General features: G+C 69.4%; 16 protein-coding genes. 7 read left to right on the forward strand and 9 right to left on the reverse strand.

The window, feature by feature from the left end; translation table 11 throughout:
* Window positions 1–15: 15 nt before the first annotated feature.
* Window positions 16–1020, reverse strand: coding sequence for an ArsR/SmtB family transcription factor (locus BM297_RS07810; RefSeq protein ID WP_092429966.1), 1005 nt, complete (start codon window positions 1018–1020; stop codon window positions 16–18).
* Between the two features lie 234 nt (window positions 1021–1254).
* Between BM297_RS07810 and tkt the strand changes: the two genes are divergently transcribed.
* The 4 genes from tkt (at window position 1255) to fba (ending at window position 6927) form a co-directional block, all read left to right on the forward strand.
* Window positions 1255–3255 (forward strand): transketolase, encoded by a 2001-nt coding sequence (tkt, locus tag BM297_RS07815; RefSeq protein WP_092429968.1) that lies wholly within the window; start codon window positions 1255–1257, stop codon window positions 3253–3255.
* Window positions 3256–3374: 119 nt separating this feature from the next.
* Window positions 3375–4421: an erythrose-4-phosphate dehydrogenase gene (gene epd / locus BM297_RS07820; RefSeq protein WP_092429969.1), complete on the forward strand. Its 1047-nt coding sequence runs from the start codon at window positions 3375–3377 to the stop codon at window positions 4419–4421.
* Between the two features lie 28 nt (window positions 4422–4449).
* Window positions 4450–5625 carry a phosphoglycerate kinase gene (locus BM297_RS07825; RefSeq protein ID WP_092429971.1) on the forward strand — a complete coding sequence of 392 codons (1176 nt, stop codon included), beginning with the start codon at window positions 4450–4452 and terminating at the stop codon, window positions 5623–5625.
* A 237-nt stretch (window positions 5626–5862) separates the two neighbouring features.
* Window positions 5863–6927, forward strand: coding sequence for a class II fructose-bisphosphate aldolase (fba, locus tag BM297_RS07830; RefSeq protein ID WP_092429973.1), 1065 nt, complete (start codon window positions 5863–5865; stop codon window positions 6925–6927).
* Window positions 6928–7033: 106 nt separating this feature from the next.
* On the opposite strand, the gene BM297_RS07835 is transcribed toward fba, so the two are convergent.
* Entirely contained in the window at window positions 7034–8836 is a 1803-nt protein-coding gene (locus BM297_RS07835) for a sensor domain-containing diguanylate cyclase (protein WP_092429975.1), read from the reverse strand.
* A gap of 167 nt (window positions 8837–9003) precedes the next feature.
* On the opposite strand from BM297_RS07835, the gene BM297_RS07840 reads away from it, so the two are divergent.
* Window positions 9004–9510 carry a YgjP-like metallopeptidase domain-containing protein gene (locus BM297_RS07840; protein ID WP_092429978.1) on the forward strand — a complete coding sequence of 169 codons (507 nt, stop codon included), beginning with the start codon at window positions 9004–9006 and terminating at the stop codon, window positions 9508–9510.
* Window positions 9511–9609: 99 nt separating this feature from the next.
* Here BM297_RS07840 and BM297_RS07845 read toward each other — a convergent pair whose 3' ends face one another.
* From BM297_RS07845 to yccS, 5 genes are all read right to left on the reverse strand, one after another.
* Window positions 9610–10554 (reverse strand): p-hydroxyphenylacetate 3-hydroxylase reductase component, encoded by a 945-nt coding sequence (locus tag BM297_RS07845; protein ID WP_092429980.1) that lies wholly within the window; start codon window positions 10552–10554, stop codon window positions 9610–9612.
* Between the two features lie 141 nt (window positions 10555–10695).
* Window positions 10696–11049 carry a hypothetical protein gene (locus BM297_RS07850; RefSeq protein ID WP_092429982.1) on the reverse strand — a complete coding sequence of 118 codons (354 nt, stop codon included), beginning with the start codon at window positions 11047–11049 and terminating at the stop codon, window positions 10696–10698.
* The gene (locus BM297_RS07855) at window positions 11046–11438 is read right to left on the reverse strand and encodes a phage holin family protein (protein WP_092429984.1); all 393 of its coding nucleotides are present in this window, start codon (window positions 11436–11438) and stop codon (window positions 11046–11048) included. The genes BM297_RS07850 and BM297_RS07855 overlap by 4 nt, the downstream gene beginning before the upstream one ends.
* Window positions 11439–11442: 4 nt before the next feature.
* Complete coding sequence (locus tag BM297_RS07860; RefSeq protein ID WP_092429986.1) at window positions 11443–11751, reverse strand: ElaB/YgaM/YqjD family protein; 309 nt, start codon at window positions 11749–11751, stop codon at window positions 11443–11445.
* 82 nt (window positions 11752–11833) lie between these two features.
* Window positions 11834–14038: a YccS family putative transporter gene (gene yccS, locus BM297_RS07865; RefSeq protein WP_092429987.1), complete on the reverse strand. Its 2205-nt coding sequence runs from the start codon at window positions 14036–14038 to the stop codon at window positions 11834–11836.
* A 174-nt stretch (window positions 14039–14212) separates the two neighbouring features.
* Here yccS and BM297_RS07870 point away from each other — a divergent pair, with 174 nt between their 5' ends.
* Complete coding sequence (locus BM297_RS07870; RefSeq protein ID WP_092429989.1) at window positions 14213–15598, forward strand: NfeD family protein; 1386 nt, start codon at window positions 14213–14215, stop codon at window positions 15596–15598.
* 4 nt (window positions 15599–15602) lie between these two features.
* A complete protein-coding gene (locus BM297_RS07875; protein WP_092430351.1) occupies window positions 15603–16364 on the forward strand; it encodes a slipin family protein in 762 nt (253 codons plus the stop codon).
* A gap of 20 nt (window positions 16365–16384) precedes the next feature.
* Here the strand turns inward: BM297_RS07875 and BM297_RS07880 are convergent, their stop codons facing one another.
* Together BM297_RS07880 and BM297_RS07885 are read right to left on the reverse strand one after the other, a co-directional pair.
* The gene (locus tag BM297_RS07880) at window positions 16385–17563 is read right to left on the reverse strand and encodes a BaiN/RdsA family NAD(P)/FAD-dependent oxidoreductase (protein WP_092430353.1); all 1179 of its coding nucleotides are present in this window, start codon (window positions 17561–17563) and stop codon (window positions 16385–16387) included.
* A 97-nt stretch (window positions 17564–17660) separates the two neighbouring features.
* Entirely contained in the window at window positions 17661–19145 is a 1485-nt protein-coding gene (locus tag BM297_RS07885; protein ID WP_092429991.1) for a diguanylate cyclase, read from the reverse strand.
* Window positions 19146–19180 lie beyond the last annotated feature (35 nt).

Raw genomic sequence — 19180 nt, forward strand, 5'->3', positions numbered from 1 at the left:
CGTGTCATACAGCATTCAATGCATCAGGGTAGTGCGGGTGGCCACTTCGGGCTTGGCGAAGTGGCGCACCTGAATCTGGAAACCGTTGCGCAGGCCCAGGTACAGGCTTTCGCCTGCCGTCAGCCCGGCGTCTTCCGCCCAGCGGGCCAGCTCGTCCTGGTCGAAACCCAGCCAGACATCGCCGCAGGCCTCGCGAGCCCAGCTCTGGTGGTGGCTGCACAGCTCGGTGAGCAGCAGGCTGCCGCCCGGGTTGACCAGGCGCGCCAGCTGGCGCATCGCCGCGGCCGGATCGGCGAAGTGGTGCAGGACCATGTTCAGCACCACGCAATCGGCCGGTGCCTCTGCGTCATGCAGGGCATCGGCCAGCTTCAGCTCGACGTTGCCCAGGCCCTCGGCGCTGCAGCGCTGGCGGGCCAGCTCGAGCATCGCCGGGCTGCTGTCCAGCGCGCTGACCCGGGCGAAGCGCCGCGCCAGTTCGGGCAGGAAGGCGCCGTCGCCGGGACCGACCTCCAGCGCCGTGGCGCTGGCGGGCAAGTGCAGGGCGTCGAGCAGGGTCAGCAGGCTGTCGCGGTACTGCGCCAGCCCGGCGATCAGGTCCTGCTGGGCGCGGAACTTCTCCAGGGTGCGGGCGAAGAAGTCGCGCGCCGCCGCCGAACGCTGCGCCTGTACCTCGGCGATGCGCGCCTGCACCTCGGTCGGCAGGTGCAGGGCGTCGACCTCGTCGAGCAGCGCGGCATGCAGCGCGCCGCCGGTCTGCTCGCTCTGCGCCAGGGCGCGGCGGTAGAAGATCGCGTTGCCTTCGCGGCGCGTCGAGACCAGTCCGGCCTGGGCCAGCACCTTGAGGTGGTGGCTCATCCCCGACTGGCGCATGGCGAAGATCTGCGCCAGCTCCAGCACGCCGAACGAATCGCTGGCCAGCACGCGCAGCACGTTGAGGCGCAGCGGGTCGCCGCCGGCCTTGCACAGGGCGGCCAGTTCGTCGCTGGGATCGTGGCGGAGTGAGGGCAGGCGCAGGCTCATAAGGCGGCGAAGTCTAGTCGTCGCGGCGACGGGCTGCAACTTCTGCATCAAAAAGTTTTGATATTGCCGGCCGGGCGACCGCTGTGGATGGCCCGGCTCCGGCGCGGGAGCCTGCGGGTGACGGCGCCTGCCGGCGGCCAATTCGCCCGCTGCGACCATCTGTGATTGCCGGTTCCCCTCCGGCTGGGCGAAAATGGCCGCCTTTTTCGACCAGCCCCCCGCAGGAGACCAGCGATGCCCAGCCGTCGTGACCGAGCCAATGCCATTCGTGCCCTCAGCATGGATGCCGTGCAGAAAGCCAACAGCGGCCACCCGGGCGCGCCCATGGGCATGGCCGACATCGCCGAAGTCCTCTGGCGCGATTTCCTCCAGCACAACCCGAGCAATCCGCAGTGGGCCGACCGCGACCGCTTCGTGCTGTCCAACGGCCACGGCTCGATGCTGATCTACTCGCTGCTGCACCTCTCCGGCTACGACCTGGGCATCGACGACCTCAAGCAGTTCCGCCAGCTGCACAGCCGCACCCCGGGCCACCCGGAATACGGCTACACCCCGGGCGTGGAAACCACCACCGGCCCGCTCGGCCAGGGCGTCGCCAACGCGGTCGGCTTCGCCATCGCCGAGAAGGTGCTGGGCGCGCAGTTCAACCGTCCCGGCCACGCCATCGTCGACCACTTCACCTACGCCTTCCTCGGCGACGGCTGCATGATGGAAGGCATCAGCCACGAAGTCTGCTCGCTGGCCGGCACCCTGGGCCTCGGCAAACTGGTCGCCTTCTACGACGACAACGGCATCTCCATCGACGGCGAGGTCGAGGGCTGGTTCACCGACGACACCCCGGCGCGCTTCGAGGCCTACGGCTGGCAGGTGATCCGCAACGTCGACGGCCATGACGCCGACGAGATCAAGACCGCCATCCAGACCGCCCGCGCCGAAACCGCGCGGCCGACCCTGATCTGCTGCAAGACCACCATCGGCTTCGGTTCGCCGAACAAGGCCGGCAAGGAAGAGTGCCACGGCGCGCCGCTGGGTGCCGACGAGATCGCCGCCACCCGCGCCCAGCTCGGCTGGAACCACGCGCCGTTCGAGATCCCCGCCGACATCTATGCCGAGTGGGACGCCAAGGAAGCCGGCGCCGCCAGGGAAGCCGCCTGGAACGAGCGCTTCGCCGCCTACGCCGCCGAGTTCCCCGAGCTGGCCGCCGAGTTCCAGCGCCGCATCGCCGGCAAGCTGCCGGCCGACTTCGCCGAGAAGGCCGCCGCCTACGTCGCCGAGATCGCCGCCAAGGGCGAGACCATCGCCAGCCGCAAGGCCAGCCAGAACGCGCTGAACGCCTTCGGCCCGCTGCTGCCGGAGTTCCTCGGCGGCTCGGCGGATCTCGCCGGCTCCAACCTGACCCTGTGGAAGGGCTGCCAGAGCCTCACCCACAACGACGCCTCCGGCAACTACCTGCACTACGGCGTGCGCGAGTTCGGCATGAGCGCGATCATGAACGGCGTCGCCCTGCACGGCGGCTTCATTCCCTACGGCGCGACCTTCCTGATCTTCATGGAATACGCGCGCAACGCGGTGCGCATGTCGGCGCTGATGAAGCAGCGCGTGCTCTACGTGTTCACCCACGACTCCATCGGCCTGGGCGAAGACGGCCCGACCCACCAGCCGATCGAGCAGCTGGCCAGCCTGCGCGGCACGCCGAACCTCGACACCTGGCGTCCGTGCGACGCGGTCGAGTCCGCGGTGGCCTGGAAGTACGCCATCGAGCGCAACGACGGCCCGAGCGCGCTGATCTTCAGCCGCCAGAACCTGCCGCACCAGGCGCGCGACGCCCAGCAGCTGGCCGACGTGGCCCGCGGCGGCTACGTGCTCAAGGACTGCGCCGGCGAGCCGGAGCTGATCCTGATCGCCACCGGTTCGGAAGTCGGCCTGGCCGTGCAGGCCTTCGACGCGCTGACCGCCCAGGGCCGCAAGGTGCGCGTGGTGTCGATGCCGTCGACCAGCGTGTTCGACCAGCAGGACGCCGCCTACAAGCAGGCCGTGCTGCCGGTGCAGGTCGGTGCGCGCATCGCCATCGAGGCTGCGCATGCCGACTTCTGGTACAAGTACGTCGGCCTGGAAGGCCGCATCATCGGCATGACCACCTTCGGCGAATCGGCGCCGGCGGCGCAGCTGTTCGAGGAATTCGGTTTCACCCTCGACAACGTGCTGAGCACTGCCGAGGAGCTGCTGGACGTCTGACGTCCAGCCATGACCGTAGGATGGGTTGAGCGCAGCGATACCCATCACGCGCCCGATGGGTTACGCCGCTGTGCGGCTAACCCATCCTACGTTCTGGCTCCCCCGACTGAAGAGATCCCATGCCCAACCGTCCCTACAAAGTCGCCCTCAACGGCTACGGCCGCATCGGCCGTTGCGTGCTGCGTGCCCTCTACGAGCGCGGCGCGGATGCCGGGCTGGAGATAGTCGCGCTCAACGACCTGGCCGATCAGGCCAGCATCGAGTACCTGACCCGCTTCGACTCCACCCACGGCCGCTTTCCCGGCGAGGTGAAGGTGGCCGGCGACTGCCTGCACCTCAACGGCGACTGCGTGAAGGTGCTGCGCCAGGCGACCCCGGAGGGCATCGACTGGGCCGCGCTGGACGTCGATCTGGTGCTGGAATGCACCGGCGTCTACCACACCCGTGCCGATGCCGAGCGCTTCCTGGCCGCCGGCGCGCCGCGGGTGCTGTTCTCCCAGCCGATGGCCAGCGAGCACGACGTCGACGCCACCATCGTCTACGGCGTCAACCAGGCCAGCCTCCGCGGTACCGAGCGCCTGCTGTCCAACGCCTCCTGCACCACCAACTGCAGCGTGCCGCTGCTCAAGGTGCTCGATGAGGCCATCGGCCTCGACTACGTGACCATCACCACCATCCACTCGGCGATGAACGACCAGCCGGTGATCGACGCCTACCACCACGAGGACCTGCGCCGCACCCGCTCGGCGTTCCAGTCGGTGATCCCGGTGTCCACCGGCCTGGCCCGCGGCATCGAGCGCCTGCTCCCGGAACTCTCCGGGCGGGTCAAGGCCAAGGCAGTGCGTGTGCCGACGGTCAACGTGTCGTGCCTGGACATCACCCTGCAGACCTCCCGCGACACCTCGGCCGCCGAGATCAACCGGGTGCTGCGCGAGGCGGCCGAGAGCGGCCCGCTCAAGGGCCTGCTCGACTACACCGAGCTGCCCCACGCCAGCTGCGACTTCAATCACGACCCCCATTCCGCCATCGTCGACGGCAGCCAGACCCTGGTGTCCGGCCCGCGCCTGGTCAACCTGCTGGCCTGGTTCGACAACGAATGGGGTTTTGCCAACCGTATGCTCGACGTCGCCGGCCACTGGCTGGACGTCGCGGCTGCCAACCGATAACAACTGCCTCCTGAAGGACTCGACCATCATGACCACGCCTGTTGTAAAAGTCGCGAAGATGACCGACCTCGACCTCGCCGGTAAGCGCGTGCTGATCCGCGAAGACCTCAACGTCCCGGTGAAGGACGGCGTGGTGAAGAGCGACGCGCGCATCCTCGCCTCGTTGCCGACCATCAAGCTGGCGCTGGAGAAGGGCGCCGCGGTGATGGTCTGCTCGCACCTGGGCCGTCCGACCGAGGGCGAGTTCTCCGCCGAGAACAGCCTCAAGCCGGTCGCCGAGTACCTGAGCAAGGCCCTCGGCTGCGACGTGCCGCTGGTCGCCGACTACCTGGGTGGCCTCGACGTGCAGCCGGGCCAGGTCGTCTTGTTCGAGAACGTGCGCTTCAACAAGGGCGAGAAGAAGAACAGCGATGAGCTGGCGCAGCAGTACGCCGCGCTGTGCGACGTGTTCGTCATGGACGCCTTCGGCACCGCCCACCGCGCCGAGGGCTCGACCCACGGCGTGGCCAAGTTCGCCAAGGTCGCCGCCGCCGGCCCGCTGCTGGCCGCCGAGCTGGACGCGCTGGGCAAGGCGCTGGGCAACCCGGCGCGGCCGATGGTGGCCATCGTCGCCGGCTCCAAGGTGTCGACCAAGCTCGACGTGCTGACCTCGCTGGCCGACATCTGCGACCAGCTGATCGTTGGCGGCGGCATCGCCAACACCTTCCTCGCCGCCGCCGGCTACAAGGTCGGCAAGTCGCTGTGCGAGGCCGACCTGCTGGATACCGCCCGCGCCATCGCCGCCAAGGTCGCCGTGCCGCTGCCGGTCGACGTGGTGGTGGCCAAGGAGTTCGCCGAATCCGCTGCAGCCACCGTCAAGCTGATCGCCGACGTGGCCGACGACGACATGATCCTCGACATCGGCCCGCAGACCGCGGCGATGTTCGGCGAGATGCTCAAGGCGTCGAAGACCATCCTGTGGAACGGCCCGGTCGGCGTGTTCGAGTTCGACCAGTTCGGCAACGGCACCAAGGCGCTGGCCCAGGCCATCGCCGCCAGCGACGCCTTCTCCATCGCCGGCGGCGGCGACACCCTGGCGGCCATCGACAAGTACGGCGTAGCCGAGCAGATCTCCTATATTTCCACCGGCGGCGGCGCCTTCCTCGAGTTCGTCGAGGGCAAGGTCCTGCCGGCTGTGGCGGTACTGGAAGAGCGCGCCAAGTGATGTTCTCCCCTCTCCCGCGGGGGAGGGGCCGATCACGATGCTAGTTGCGGGCGGGATGTTGCAGGGCAGGACCGTCGACGCCCAGGACGGGCGTCGCCGAGCCTACAGGGACGTATTCACGGCGTGTCCTGACCTGCAATGTCCCGGCCGCACACAGATAACCGACAGACTTGAACCCGGCCTGCCCCTGCGGCAGGCTGGGCAACGATCAAACGACCCTTACTGGGAGCACCACAGATGGCACTTATCAGCATGCGCCAGATGCTGGACCACGCCGCCGAATTCGGCTACGGCGTGCCGGCCTTCAACGTCAACAACCTCGAGCAGATGCGCGCCATCATGGAAGCGGCCGACAAGACCGACTCCCCGGTGATCGTCCAGGCCTCCGCCGGCGCGCGCAAGTACGCCGGTGCGCCGTTCCTGCGCCACCTGATCCTTGCCGCCATCGAGGAATTCCCGCACATCCCGGTGTGCATGCACCAGGATCACGGCACCAGCCCGGACGTCTGCCAGCGCTCGATCCAGCTGGGCTTCAGCTCGGTGATGATGGACGGCTCGCTGCGTGAAGACGGCAAGACCCCGGCCGACTACGACTACAACGTGCGCGTGACCCAGCAGACCGTGGCGTTCGCCCACGCCTGCGGCGTGTCGGTGGAAGGCGAGCTGGGCTGCCTGGGCAGCCTGGAAACCGGCCAGGCCGGCGAGGAAGACGGCGTCGGCGCCGAGGGCACCCTCGACCACAGCCAGATGCTCACCGATCCGGAAGAGGCGGCCGCCTTCGTCAAGGCCACCCAGGTCGACGCCCTGGCCATCGCTATCGGTACCAGCCACGGCGCCTACAAGTTCACCAAGCCGCCGACCGGTGACATCCTCGCCATCGACCGCATCAAGGAAATCCACAAGCGCATCCCCAACACCCACCTGGTGATGCATGGCTCCTCCAGCGTTCCGCAGGAGTGGCTGAAGGTGATCAACCAGTTCGGCGGCGACATCAAGGAAACCTACGGCGTGCCGGTCGAGGAGATCGTCGAGGGCATCAAGCACGGCGTGCGCAAGGTCAACATCGACACCGACCTGCGCCTGGCCTCCACCGGCGCCATGCGCCGCATGATGGCCGAGCAGCCGAGCGAGTTCGACCCGCGCAAGTTCTTCGCCAAGACCATCGAGGCCATGCGCGACATCTGCATCGCCCGCTACGAAGCCTTCGGCACCGCCGGCAACGCCTCGAAGATCAAGCCGATCTCCCTGGAAGGCATGTACCAGCGCTACGCCAAGGGCGAGCTGGCCGCCAAGGTCAACTGATCCGCCGCGTTACCCTCCAGTAGTGCCACAAGGCCCGCCAAGTGCGGGCCTTGTGCTGTCTGGGGCGCGGCTCCGCTCGCGCAGGGGCGTATTCGACCGGCGCGGATCACAGGCACTCGATACGGTTGCGACCGCTTTCCTTGGCCCGGTAGAGCGCCAGGTCGCTGCGCGACAGGGCGGCGTCGACGCTGGCATCGCCGGCGCTCAGCAGGGCGATGCCGATGCTGAGGGTCATGTCGATGCGCTGCTCGCCACAGCGCAGCGGCCTTTGCGCCAGCCGCTGCTGCACGCGCCGGGCAAAGATCATCGCCTCGGCGAGGCCCGCACCGCTCAGCACCACGGCAAACTCCTCGCCACCGACCCGCCCGGCCATGTCGCTCTTGCGCAGCTGTTCGCGCAGGATGTCGGCGAAATGCCTGAGCGCCAGGTCGCCGGTCGCATGTCCCCAGCGGTCGTTGATCGACTTGAAGTGGTCCAGATCGCACATCAGCACCGCCGCGCAGTGGCCCGCGCTGCGTTGCATGCGCGCCAGCTCGGCCTCGATCTGGGTCATCAGCTGGCGCCGATTGGGCAGCTGGGTGAGGAAGTCGGTGGTGGCGAACTCCAGCAGTTCGGCCTCGATGCGCTTGCGCTCGGTCACGTCGGTGATGAAGCCGTGCCACAGGGTGCTGCCGTCTTCCTGCCGACGTGGCTGCGCGGCGCCGTGCCGCCAGCGCAGGCCCTGTCTGGGCAGCTGGACGCGGTACTCCAGCTCCCAGGGCGTCAGGCTGGCCGCCGAGGCGTCGAGCGAAGCCTGGTAGGCCGGCAGGTCATCCGGATGAATCAGCGCGTTGATCGCCGCGTCGCTGCCGGCGACCTGTGCCGGGGTGACCTCGTAGATAGCCTGGATGCCGGCGCTGGCATAGGAGAACAGCGACTCGCCCGTCGGCAGGCGCTGGTACTGGAAGACCAGGCCGGGAACCTCGTTGGTCAGGTTGGTGAGCAGGTCGACGCTCTGCTGCAGGCGTTCCGCCAGCGCGTGCCTGGCGGTGATGTCGGTGGTCGTGCCGATCATGCGCAGCGGCTGGCCGGCGCGGTCGCGGCTGACCACCTTGCCACGGCTGGAGATCCACTTGTAGCTGCCATCCTTGCAGCGGATGCGGTGCTCCACCGCATAGCTTTCCGTCTCGCCCTGGAGGTGCGCCTGGATCGTGGCCTGCACGTAGGCCAGGTCATCGGGATGCAGGCGCAGGTAGCTGTCTTCGATGCGATTGCCGATCTCGTCATCCGCATAGCCGAGAATCGCCTTCCAGCCGGTGGAGTAGTGAATCTCCCCGGTCTGCACATTGCGGTCCCAGATTCCGGTGCCACTGCCGGCGATGGCCAGCGCCATCCTGCGTTCGCGCTCACGCAGGGCGGCGGCATCCGCCTGCAGCCGGGCGGCAGCGCGATCGCTTTCCACGCTGGCGGCCGCCAGGCGGGCAAGATCGCGAAGGAATTCGCGCTGCTGCGCATCCAGTGCCCGCGGCTGGTCGTCGAGCAGGGCAAGGACCCCGATGGTGCGTCCGTCGGCGGCGAGCAGTGCGCAGCCGGCATAGAAGCGCATCCACGGATGGTCGCTGAGCAGCGGGTGGTGGCGAAGGCGCTCGTCGGCACGGGTATCGGGCACCACCAGCATCCCGTCCCCAGGCAGGGCGTGACCGGCCAACGGCAGGTCGCCGGCGATTGCTCCGGCGGGCACGCCGGCGGATGAGCAGAGCCACTGGCGGCCCGCATCGAGCCGCGTGATGAGCGCCGTGGCGACGCCGAAGTGGCTTCTGGCCAGGCGAGTCAGGCTGTCAAGGCGCGGGTCCACGGCCTCGTGCGGAGCATCGGGCCTGCGGGTCGCGATCTGCGGGCTGGCAGCGTCAGGGGGCGCGGAAGTCAGCATATCCAGTGAACTCGACGGTGGCCGGGAGGCATTGCGTTGGCAGCGGGAGGGACAACTGTAGCCTGTAGTCTAGCCGTACGCTGTAAGGTCCGGTGCAGCAGACCTAGTCTGCCTGATGGAGTGGCGGCCGGGTAGAATGCATCCATCACCTGCCGCCACCGATGCCCATGACCCCGCTCAAATACCTCACCGCCTATCCCGCGTCACTGCAGGACCAGGTGCGCGGCCTGATCGCCGACAACCGTCTGGGCGAGTACCTGGCCAAGCGCTACCCCGAGCGCCATGCGGTGCAGAGCGACAAGGCGCTGTACGCCTACGTCATGGACCTCAAGCAGCAGTACCTGCGCAATGCGCCGGGCATCGACAAGGTGCTCTACGACAGCAAGCTGGACGTGGTACGCAAGGCCCTCGGCCTGCACACCGCGGTGTCGCGGGTGCAGGGCGGCAAGCTCAAGGCGAAGAAGGAGATCCGCGTCGCCGCGCTGTTTCGCGATGCGGCGCCGGAGTTCCTGCAGATGATCGTGGTGCACGAACTGGCGCATCTGCGCGAGTTCGACCACAACAAGGCGTTCTACCAGCTGTGCGAGCACATGCTGCCGGGCTATCACCAGCTGGAGTTCGACCTGCGGGTGTATCTGACCTGGCGCGAGCTGGGCGCAGACCGACCTGTGTAGGCAGCCCGCCCCCGGGGCAATGCTGCCCGCCCTTGGCGGGCCTGCGGCCCGCATCGCCGCGAGGGCGCGCCTCCCACAGGCTCGGCTCGGATCCAGCCCTTACTGCGCCTGCATCACCACCTTGAGCACCTTCTTGAAGGTCTCGATTTCCTCGGCGCTGACCCCGGCGAACACCGCTTCCTGCTGGCGCCGGGAGATGTCCCACAGCGCCTCGGTCTGCGCCCGGCCGGCGTCGGTCAGCTGGTGGCCGGCGGCGGTCTCGCTGACCAGGCCCTTCTGATGCAGGTTGGCCAGCGCCTCCTTGATCTCGCGGGTCGGCATCGCCACCTCGCGCTGCAGGGCGACCAGGTCGAGCTGCGCGCTGTCTTCCAGGACCATCAGCATGCGCGCCTCGCTGGTGCGCAGCCCGGTGGACAGCTGCTTGGGACCGTAGCTGGCCTGGTAGGCGTTGACCGCCTGGATCATCAGGTAGAACAGGTTGCTGCTCATCAGCCGGCCGTGCATCGCTGCCGGTGCGGCGTTCGGATCGCTCTTCTTCGGTGCGCGCGGATGCGGCAGGACCATCGAGTAGGCGCCTTGGTGGTAGAGCAGCGGCGAGCGGCCGAAGTCGTCGAAGCTGGCGACCTTGCCGATCAGGATCCAGTGGTCGCCGCCGTCCACCTGCTGGTAGCGCTCGCACTGGAAGCGTGCGGCGCAGTCGTGCAGCAGCGGCGCGCCGCCCAGGCCGGCCTCGTAGGCGATGCCGGCAAACTTGTCCTCCTGCGGGCGGGCGAAGTGGTTGGACAGCTCGATCTGGTCGGCGGCGAGGATGTGTACCGTGAAGTGGCTGGCGGCCTCGAACACGCCCTGGCTGCCGGAGCGCTTGTCGATGCTCCACAGCACCAGCGGCGGATCCAGCGATACCGAGTTGAAGCTGTTGGCGGTGACGCCGGCCTGCTCGCCGGACGGGCTGCGCGCGGTGACGATGGTGACGCCGGTGGCGAAGTTGCCCAGCGCGCGGCGGAACACGCGGGGGTCGAAGGCGGTTTCACTGCTGGTGGTCATCGCGGACTCTCCGGTCGTGGCGTCTGGAGCAGGCCTGCACTGGCAGGCTGGGCGGCATGGCGCGGGTGAATTTCAGTCTAGGGTGGCTTCGCGGGCAAGACCAGCGGCCGGCTTGCCGTGATCCGCACCGCGTGCCGGGACTCAGGGCGGTGGCGGGCCTGGCGGCGGCGCCGCGCCGGGCGACCGCGGCGTGCCGAACAGGCGCAGGGCGCTGACCAGCAGCGGCACGTAGGGGCCGGCCTGGCGCAGCCAGCGGCGCAGGCCGCCGCTGCCCCGACCGCCGAGGAAGCCGAGCAGGGTTACCCCGGCCAGCCCCCACAGCGGCGCATGGCGCAGGTTCAGGCGCTGCTGCCAGGCGCGCACCTGCTGCAGCGGCTGGGTCAGGCGCAGGGTTTCGTAGTGCAGTTCCTGGCGATGCAGCTCCAGGCGCATGCGCACCAGCGCCTTGCGCATCTGTTGCGGGCTGGCGTGTTCCGGCAGGCGTGGCGGGGTCATGGCAGCAGGCGCTCGCGGTCGCGCGCCAGTTCTTCGAGGCTGGCGCTGAAGGGGGAGACCTGCCGGCGCAGGGCGGCGCGCAGGCGCCACAGCGCGAGCAGGCAGCCCAGCCCGTGGAACAGGCACAGCGCGATGATCGCCTGCAGGCGGTGGCTGTCCCAGAACAGCAGCAGCACCAGCACGCTGAGGGCGAACAGCAGCAGCAGACCGAACAGCAGGGCCACGCCGGCGTACAGCAACTGGCGCAGGCTGGCGGCCTTCTGCTCCTGCAGTTCGATGCCGAGCAGTTCGAGATGGGCGTGCAGCAGGCCGAGGGCGGCGGCGCCGATCCCGCGCAGCGGGGAGCTGTCGGCGTTGGCGGAGGAGGCGTCCTGCGTTCCCTCGCTCATCGCGTCAGCGCCGGGCGATCAGCATGCCGAGTAGAAAGCCGACGCCGGCACACAGGCCGAGCGATTGCAGGGGGTGCGCCTGCACGTAGTGTTCGGTTGCCTCGACGCCGGCCTTGCAGCACTGGCGCATCGATTCCTCGTTGGCGTTCAGGCTCTTGCGGGCGCGCACGAGGCTGGCCTGGATCTGCTCGCGCAGCCCCTCGGCCTGGTCACCGACCAGGCTGGCCGACTGCTGCAGCAGCTTCTCGGTGTCCTGCACCAGCGCCTGGAAATCGGCCAGCAGTGGATCCATGGAAGGGGTCTTGTGGGCCATGGACGGCTCTCCTCGGGTGAGTGAGCCTTGAGTGTAGGACGGCCTGCCGGCATTTGCCCGCACCGGCAGCCCCCGTCGCGCTTCAGGCCGCAGGCGGCAACGCTGCGGCGGGCTCGCTGTCCGGGTGCAGCAGGCGTTCCGCCAGGCTGCGCAGCGGCGCCAGCTGGCGGCAGAGCAGCGCCAGTTCGGTGCGCAGCAGGCGCTGGCGCTCGTCGATGTCCTCCGGCAGCTGCTCCAGCTCGCGGGTCAGGGCGGCCTCGTCGAGGGCCGGGCTGGCCGGCGCGCGGCGCGCGGCGAGGCCCTCGGCGATCGCCTCGAGACTGCCGGCCAGGTGCTCGGCGGCCTGCTCGATCAGGCTGCCGCGCAGCTCCACCGGCAGCGCCGCGCGGTGCGCACCGAGCGCCGACAGATAGCTGAGCAGGGTGTGCGACAGCGCCAGGCAGCGAAAGCCGACGTCCGCCTCGCGGCGGAAATGCCCGGGCTCCAGCAGCATGCTGGCCAGGGTGGCGGACAGTGCGGCGTCGGCGTTGTGCGCGTTGCGCCGCGCCACCCGGTAGGCGAGGTCGTCGCGCTTGCCGCTGGCGTACTGCTGGATGATCTGCCGCAGGTAGCTGGCGTGGCTGCTCAGGGTGCGCGCCACCACGCTGGGCAGGCGGCGGCCCTGCCAGTCGGGGAGGATCAGGAACACCGCCAGGCCGGCGATCAGGCTGCCGAGCAGGGTATCGACCAGCCGTGGCCAGATCAGCCCGTAGCCGTCGCCGACCTGGTTGAAGCAGAACAGCACCATCAGGGTGATCGCCGCGGTGGCCAGGGTGTAGCGGCTCGAACGGGTGGCGAAGAAGGCCACCCCGGCGGCCACGGCGATCAGCGACTGCGCCAGCGCGCCGGGGAACAGGTCGAACAGCGCCCAGCCGGCGAGCAGGCCGAGCACGGTACCGCTGATGCGCTGGACCAGCTTGGTGCGCGTGGCGCCGTAGCTGGGCTGGCAGACGAACACCGTGGTCAGCAGGATCCAGTAGCCCTGGGTCGGATGGATCCAGTGCAGCACGCCGTAGCCGGCGGCCAGCGCCACGGCCAGGCGCAGGGCGTGGCGGAACAGCAGCGAGGTGGGGGTGAGCTGCAGGCGCAGGCGTTCCCACACCTCGCGCAGGCTGTGCGGGTCGCGGTCGTGCAGGGTGCTGTCCTGCTCCTCGGCGAGGGCGTCGGGGTTGCTCGCCGCGCTGAGCAGCTGTTCGAGGGTGCCGAGGTTGCCGGCCAGCGCGTGCAGCGCGCGCAGCAGCTCGCGCCACTGCGGCTTGCCCTGCGCCTGTAGGTGACCGAGGGCGGCGCGCAGGTCGTCGAGGGCCTGGGCGCTGGCGCGCTGGTAGGCGAACGGCTGGCGCAGCTCGATGGCCTCGGCCAAGGCGCGGCAGGCCTTGCCCTGCTGGCGCAGCAGCAGCTGGCAGCGGAACAGCACGTCGCTGTGGAAGAACGCCTCGGCCAGCGCGTTGTACGGATAGTGCGAGGAGCTGGCGCGCTCGTGGATGTCCTGGGCGAGGAAGTACAGCTTGAGGTAGCGGCTGACCTGCGGGCTGGCGCGGCCCTTGCCGACCCGGTGCAGGATGATCTCCTTGGCGGCGTTGAGTGCCGCCACCAGCTTGCCGTTCTGCTGCGCCAGCTCCAGGCGGCGCTGCTCGACGTCCAGCTCGCGCACCGGCTCGAACAGCGCCGCCTTGAGGCGCAGGTACAGGCCCAGTTCGCGGAACACCCGGGCCAGCGCCTGCTGCACCGGCTGCTGGCTGAACAGCGCCTGCCAGAGCACCGACAACGCGCCGTACCAGGCGGCGCCAGCGACCAGCAGCAGCGGCTCGCGCCACAGGTCGGCGACCTCGCCGCCGCGCTGGTCGACGCCGATCATGGTGTAGATGGACAGGATCAGGGTGCCCGAGGCGATGGTGCCGTAGCGCTCGCCGAGGGCGCCGAGCATGGTCAGCGCGAAGGTCGACAGCGCCAGCGCGGCGACGAACAGCCAGGGGTAGGGGAACAGCAGCTCGACGGCGAAGGCCGCCGCGGCGAAGCAGCCGAGGGTCACCAGCAGCGCCTGCAGGCGGCCGCGCCAGCTGTCGTCGGTCTCGGCCAGGGCGCTGGCGACGATGCCGAGGAACAGCGGGATCAGCAGCTCCATGCGCCCCAGCGTCCAGCACAGCGCCATGCTGCCGGTGAGGGCGACGAATACCCGCAGGCTGTAGCTGAACTTGTCCAGCGCCCACAGGCGGCGCAGGGAGTGGCGGAGCGAGGTGGCGGGCATGGAGCGTCCTGGCTGAATAAGGCGTGCGGCGGCTGCCGGGGCTGCGGCAACCGTCCTCGGCGCATTCTAAACACAGCGCAGGCTGTCGGGCAGCTCCGCCGTGGCGGGGTGTCGCGGCGTGGCTCGGCTATCCTTCACAGGTGTTCCCCTACCAGGCATGACGGGAGGAAGGCCATGTCGCCACTCGCGCACGGCCGGCACTGGATACTGGCATTGTGCTGGCTGCTGCCGTCGCTGCTGCTCGCCGCGCCGTCACCGGTCGCGGTGCTGACCGTGGAGGGGGCGATCGGTCCGGCCAGCGCCGACTATGTGGTGCGCGGTCTGGCGCGCGCCGAAGAGGAAGGCGCGCAGCTGGTGGTGCTCAACCTCGATACCCCGGGCGGGCTGGACACCTCGATGCGCGCGCTGATCAAGGCGCTCCTCGCCAGCCCGCTGCCGGTGGCCACCTATGTGGCGCCCAGCGGCGCGCGGGCGGCCAGCGCCGGCACCTACATCCTCTACGCCAGCCACATCGCCGCCATGGCGCCGGGCACCAACCTCGGCGCCGCCACGCCGGTGCAGATCGGCGGCCTGCCCGGCGCGCCGCCGCAGCAGCCGGGGCAACCCGCCACGCCGGACACGCCGGAGAAGAAAGAGCCGACTCCCGCCGACACCCTCAGCCGCAAGCAGATCAACGATGCCACCGCCTATATCCGCGGCCTCGCCCAGCTGCGCGGGCGCAACGCCGAGTGGGCCGAGCAGGCGGTACGCGAGGCGGCCAGCCTGAGCGCCGAGGATGCCCTGCGCCTCAAGGTGATCGACTACCTGGCCAGCGACCTGGCCGACCTGCTGCGCCAGCTCGACGGCAAGCGCTTCGCCGTGGTCGACGGCAGCGTGACCCTGGCCACCGCCGGCGCCGAGTTGCGCCTCTACCCGCCGGACTGGCGCACGCGCCTGCTGGCGGTGATCACCAATCCCAGCGTGGCGCTGATCCTGATGATGCTCGGCGTCTACGGGCTGTTCTTCGAGTTCTCCAATCCCGGGATGGGCGTCGGCGGCGTGCTCGGTGGCATCTGCCTGATCCTCGCCCTGTATGCCCTGCAACTGCTGCCGGTGAGCTATGCCGGGGTGGCGCTGATCCTGCTCGGCATCGCCTTCATGACCGCCGAGGCGTTCGTGCCCAGTTTCGGCGTGCTCGGCATCGGCGGCGTGGTGGCCTTCGTGGTCGGTGCGCTGATCCTCATCGATACCGAGGTGCCCGGCTTCGGCATTCCGCTGCCGCTGATCCTGACCCTGGCGGTCGGCAGCGCGCTGCTGATCGTGTCCATCGCCGGCATGGCCCTGAAGGCGCGCCGGCGCGCGCCGCAGAGCGGCGATGCCGGGCTGGTCGGCAGCCTGGCCGCGGTGGCCGCGCTGCAGGCCGGCGATCCGCAGGCCGGCTGGGTGCACCTGCAGGGCGAGCAGTGGCAGGTGCGCAGCGCGACGCCGCTGCAGGCGGGACAACAGGTGCGGGTCATCGCCCGCCGCGGGCTATGGCTGGAGGTCGCGCCAGCTGACGCGATCTCCCCGGGAGGAAACTGACATGATGGGCTTCGAGTTGAGTTTCGGCGTGTTGCTGCTGTTGCTGATCAGTCTGCTGGCGTCGATGTTCCGCATCCTGCGCGAGTACGAGCGCGGCGTTGTGTTCCAGCTCGGGCGTTTCTGGAAGGTCAAGGGACCGGGGTTGATCATCCTCATTCCCGGCATCCAGCAGATGGTGCGGGTCGATCTGCGCACCATCGTGCTGGATGTGCCGACCCAGGACGTGATCTCCCGCGACAACGTCTCGGTGAAGGTCAACGCGGTGGTCTACTACCGGGTGCTCGATCCGCAGAAGGCGATCATCCAGGTCGAGGACTATCAGGCGGCGACCAGCCAGCTGGCGCAGACCACCCTGCGCGCGGTGCTCGGCAAGCACGAGCTGGACGACATGCTGGCCGAGCGCGAGCGACTCAACGCCGACATCCAGCAGGTGCTCGATGCGCAGACCGACGCCTGGGGCATCAAGGTGGCCAACGTCGAGATCAAGCACGTCGACCTCGACGAGTCGATGGTCCGCGCCATCGCCAAGCAGGCCGAAGCCGAGCGCGAGCGGCGCGCCAAGGTGATCCATGCCGAGGGCGAGCTGCAGGCCTCGGAGAAGCTCATGCAGGCCGCCGAGATGCTCGGCCGGCAGAACGGCGCCATGCAGCTGCGCTACATGCAGACCCTCGGCACCATCGCCGGCGACAAGAGCTCGACCATCGTCTTCCCGATGCCGATCGACCTGCTGCCGCTGGTGATGGGGCGGGCAGACAAGAAGGATTGAGCCCCGCGGTTGGCAGGCTGTTACACCACTTCCCCGGCGGCATGCCCGGAGGCCCAGGCCCACTGGAAGTTGAAGCCGCCGAGGTGGCCGGTGACGTCGAGCACCTCGCCGATGAAGTACAGGCCGGGGGACTTCTGCGACTCCATGGTCTTCGACGACACCTCGCGGGTGTCCACGCCGCCGAGGGTGACTTCGGCGGTGCGATAGCCCTCGGTGCCGGCCGGCACCAGCCGCCAGTCGCTCAGCTGCCCGGCGATGGCCTGCAGCTCGCCCGGGGTGTACTGCTTGAGCGGCTTGCTGGCGCACCACAGCTCGCAGAGCAGGCCGGCCATCTTCTTGGTGAACACCTCGCCGAGCAGGGTCTTCAGCTCGATGTTCGGCCGTTCGGCCTGCTGGCCGGCCAGCCACTCCAGCGCATCGCGGTCGGGCAGCAGGTTGATCGCCAGGCTGTCGCCGCTGTGCCAGTAGGAGGAAATCTGCAGCATGGCCGGGCCGCTGAGGCCGCGGTGGGTGAACAGCAGGTTCTCGCGAAAGCTCTTGTCGTTGCAGCTGACCAGGCAGTCCACGGCAGTGCCGGACAGCTCGCTGCACAGCGCCTTGAGCTGCGGGTCGGTGACGGTGAACGGCACCAGGCCGGCGCGGGTCGGCAGCACGCTGTGGCCGAACTGGCGGGCGACCTGGTAGCCGAAGCCCGTGGCGCCGAGGGTGGGAATCGACAGGCCGCCGGTGGCGATCACCAGCGACTGGCAGGCGACCGCGCCGGCGCTGGTGGCCAGCCGGTAGCCGGCGTCAGTGCGCTCGATCTGTTCGATCGCGGTGTCCAGGCGGATCTCGGCGCCGTTCTCGCTGCACTCGACCAGCAGCAGCTGCAGGATGTCGCTGGCCTTGCGGTCGCAGAACAGCTGGCCGAGCTTCTTCTCGTGGTAGGGCACGTCGTGTTTGCACACCAGCTCGATGAAGTCCCACTGGGTGTAGCGGGCCAGCGCCGACTTGCAGAAGTGCGGATTGTGCGAGAGGAAGTCGGCCGGCTCGGTGTACATGTTGGTGAAGTTGCAGCGCCCGCCGCCGGACATGAGGATCTTCTTGCCGGCCTTGTTGGCGTGGTCCAGCACCAGCACGCGGCGGCCGCGGCCGGCGGCGGTCAGCGCGCACATCAGGCCGGCGGCGCCGGCGCCGATGATCACAACGTCGGAGGTCACAACGTTGGAGGTCAGAACAGCGGGACTGGACACGGCGGGGCTCTCTGGCAGGCGGCAAGGGCGCGCATGGTAGCAAAGCGTCGTCGGCCTGCGCAGATCAGAGCTCGTCCGGTGGGGTCGGCTCGCCCTGCGCCTGGCCTTCGGGGTGCTGGCGCCCCAGGTGCATGCAGTTGCGGCCGGCGGCCTTGGCCCGGTACATCGCCTGATCGGCCTCGCGCAGCAGGTCGTTGCCGGTGCCACAGTCCTCGCCGAAGCTGATGCCGATGCTGGCGCCGATGCGGATGCTCTGCTCGCCGAGCCGGAAGGGCTGGCTGAGGGCATCCAGAATGCGTGCGGCCAGCGCCTGGGCCTGCTGCGGACTGCCGATGCTTTCGCAGACCAGCACGAACTCGTCGCCGCCCAGGCGCGCCACCAGATCGGTGGCGCGTGCGCTGGCCTGCAGGCGGCGGGCGACCTCGATCAGCAGCTGGTCGCCGACTTCGTGACCATGGCAATCGTTGACCGGCTTGAATTCGTCCAGATCGAGCATGATCAGCGCGAGCAGTTCGTTGCGCCGGCGCGCGCGCTGCCAGGCCAGCTCCAGATGCTGGCGCAGGGCCATGCGGTTGGCCAGGCCAGTGAGCGGGTCGCGCATGGCCAGTTCGCGCAGGCGCGCATTGGCGGCCGCCAGCGCTTCGGTGCGTTCGGCCACCCGCCGCTCGAGGATTTGCTCCTGTTCCTGCAGGGCCTGCAGGCTTTGCGCCTGGGCAGCGCTCCTCTCGCGCTTGAGGGCGTTGAGGCGTGCCGCCAGGGCGAAGGACAGCAGCAGCATCTGCAGCGCCGAACCGAGCAGCAAGGCATTGCTGGTGAGCGGGTTCGCCGGCAACAGGCCGGTGATGCGCAGCGCCAGCAGCACCGCGGCGCATTGCAGCAGCAGCCAGGCGGCGAGGAAGATGCGCGCTGCCGGCACCCGCTGCAGCGTGGCGTCGAGGCCGCACAGCGAGAGCAGGAGGAGATTGCCGGCGCTGAGCAGGGCGAGCCCCTGCAGCAGCGCCTCGACCGGCAACAGCAGGCTGCCGAGGGCGATGGCCAGCAGGATGGCGAGATCCAGGGTCAGCAGGTGATCCCAGCGCGGCATCTGGCGCGGGGTATCAAGGAAGCTGCGGCTGAACAGCAGCGCGCAGATATTGGCCAGGGTGATGAAGACGGGCAGGGCGCGGCTGTCCCATGCCTCCCCTGCGGGCCACAGGTACTGGTTGCCGAGACCGGTGACGCCGAGCATGGCGCCGGCGAAGCTGGCCGCGTACAGGACGTAGAACAGGATGCTGCGCTCGCCCAGGGCGAGGTACAGCAGCAGGTTGTAGCCGATCAGCCCCAGCAGCATGCCGAAGTACAGCGCCAGCAGGACGGTGGCGGTGCCGGGGGCGAAGGTATGGCCCTCCGCCAGCAGGGGCGCCAGCGCCGCCTGGCCGCCGGCGGGCAGCGCCAGCAGGGTGAGCAGCAGGAGCAGGCCGAGCAGCCGCCACACGAACCCCGCACCGGGACGGACGACCGCCCGCACCGGCTCGGGCTGGCAGGCGCTCCGGCTGGATGCATGGTGCATGGAATGGCTCGTGGATCCCGTCGCGGTTGGCAGCG

Source organism: Geopseudomonas sagittaria (assembly GCF_900115715.1).
In the GTDB taxonomy this organism is placed as follows: domain Bacteria; phylum Pseudomonadota; class Gammaproteobacteria; order Pseudomonadales; family Pseudomonadaceae; genus Geopseudomonas; species Geopseudomonas sagittaria.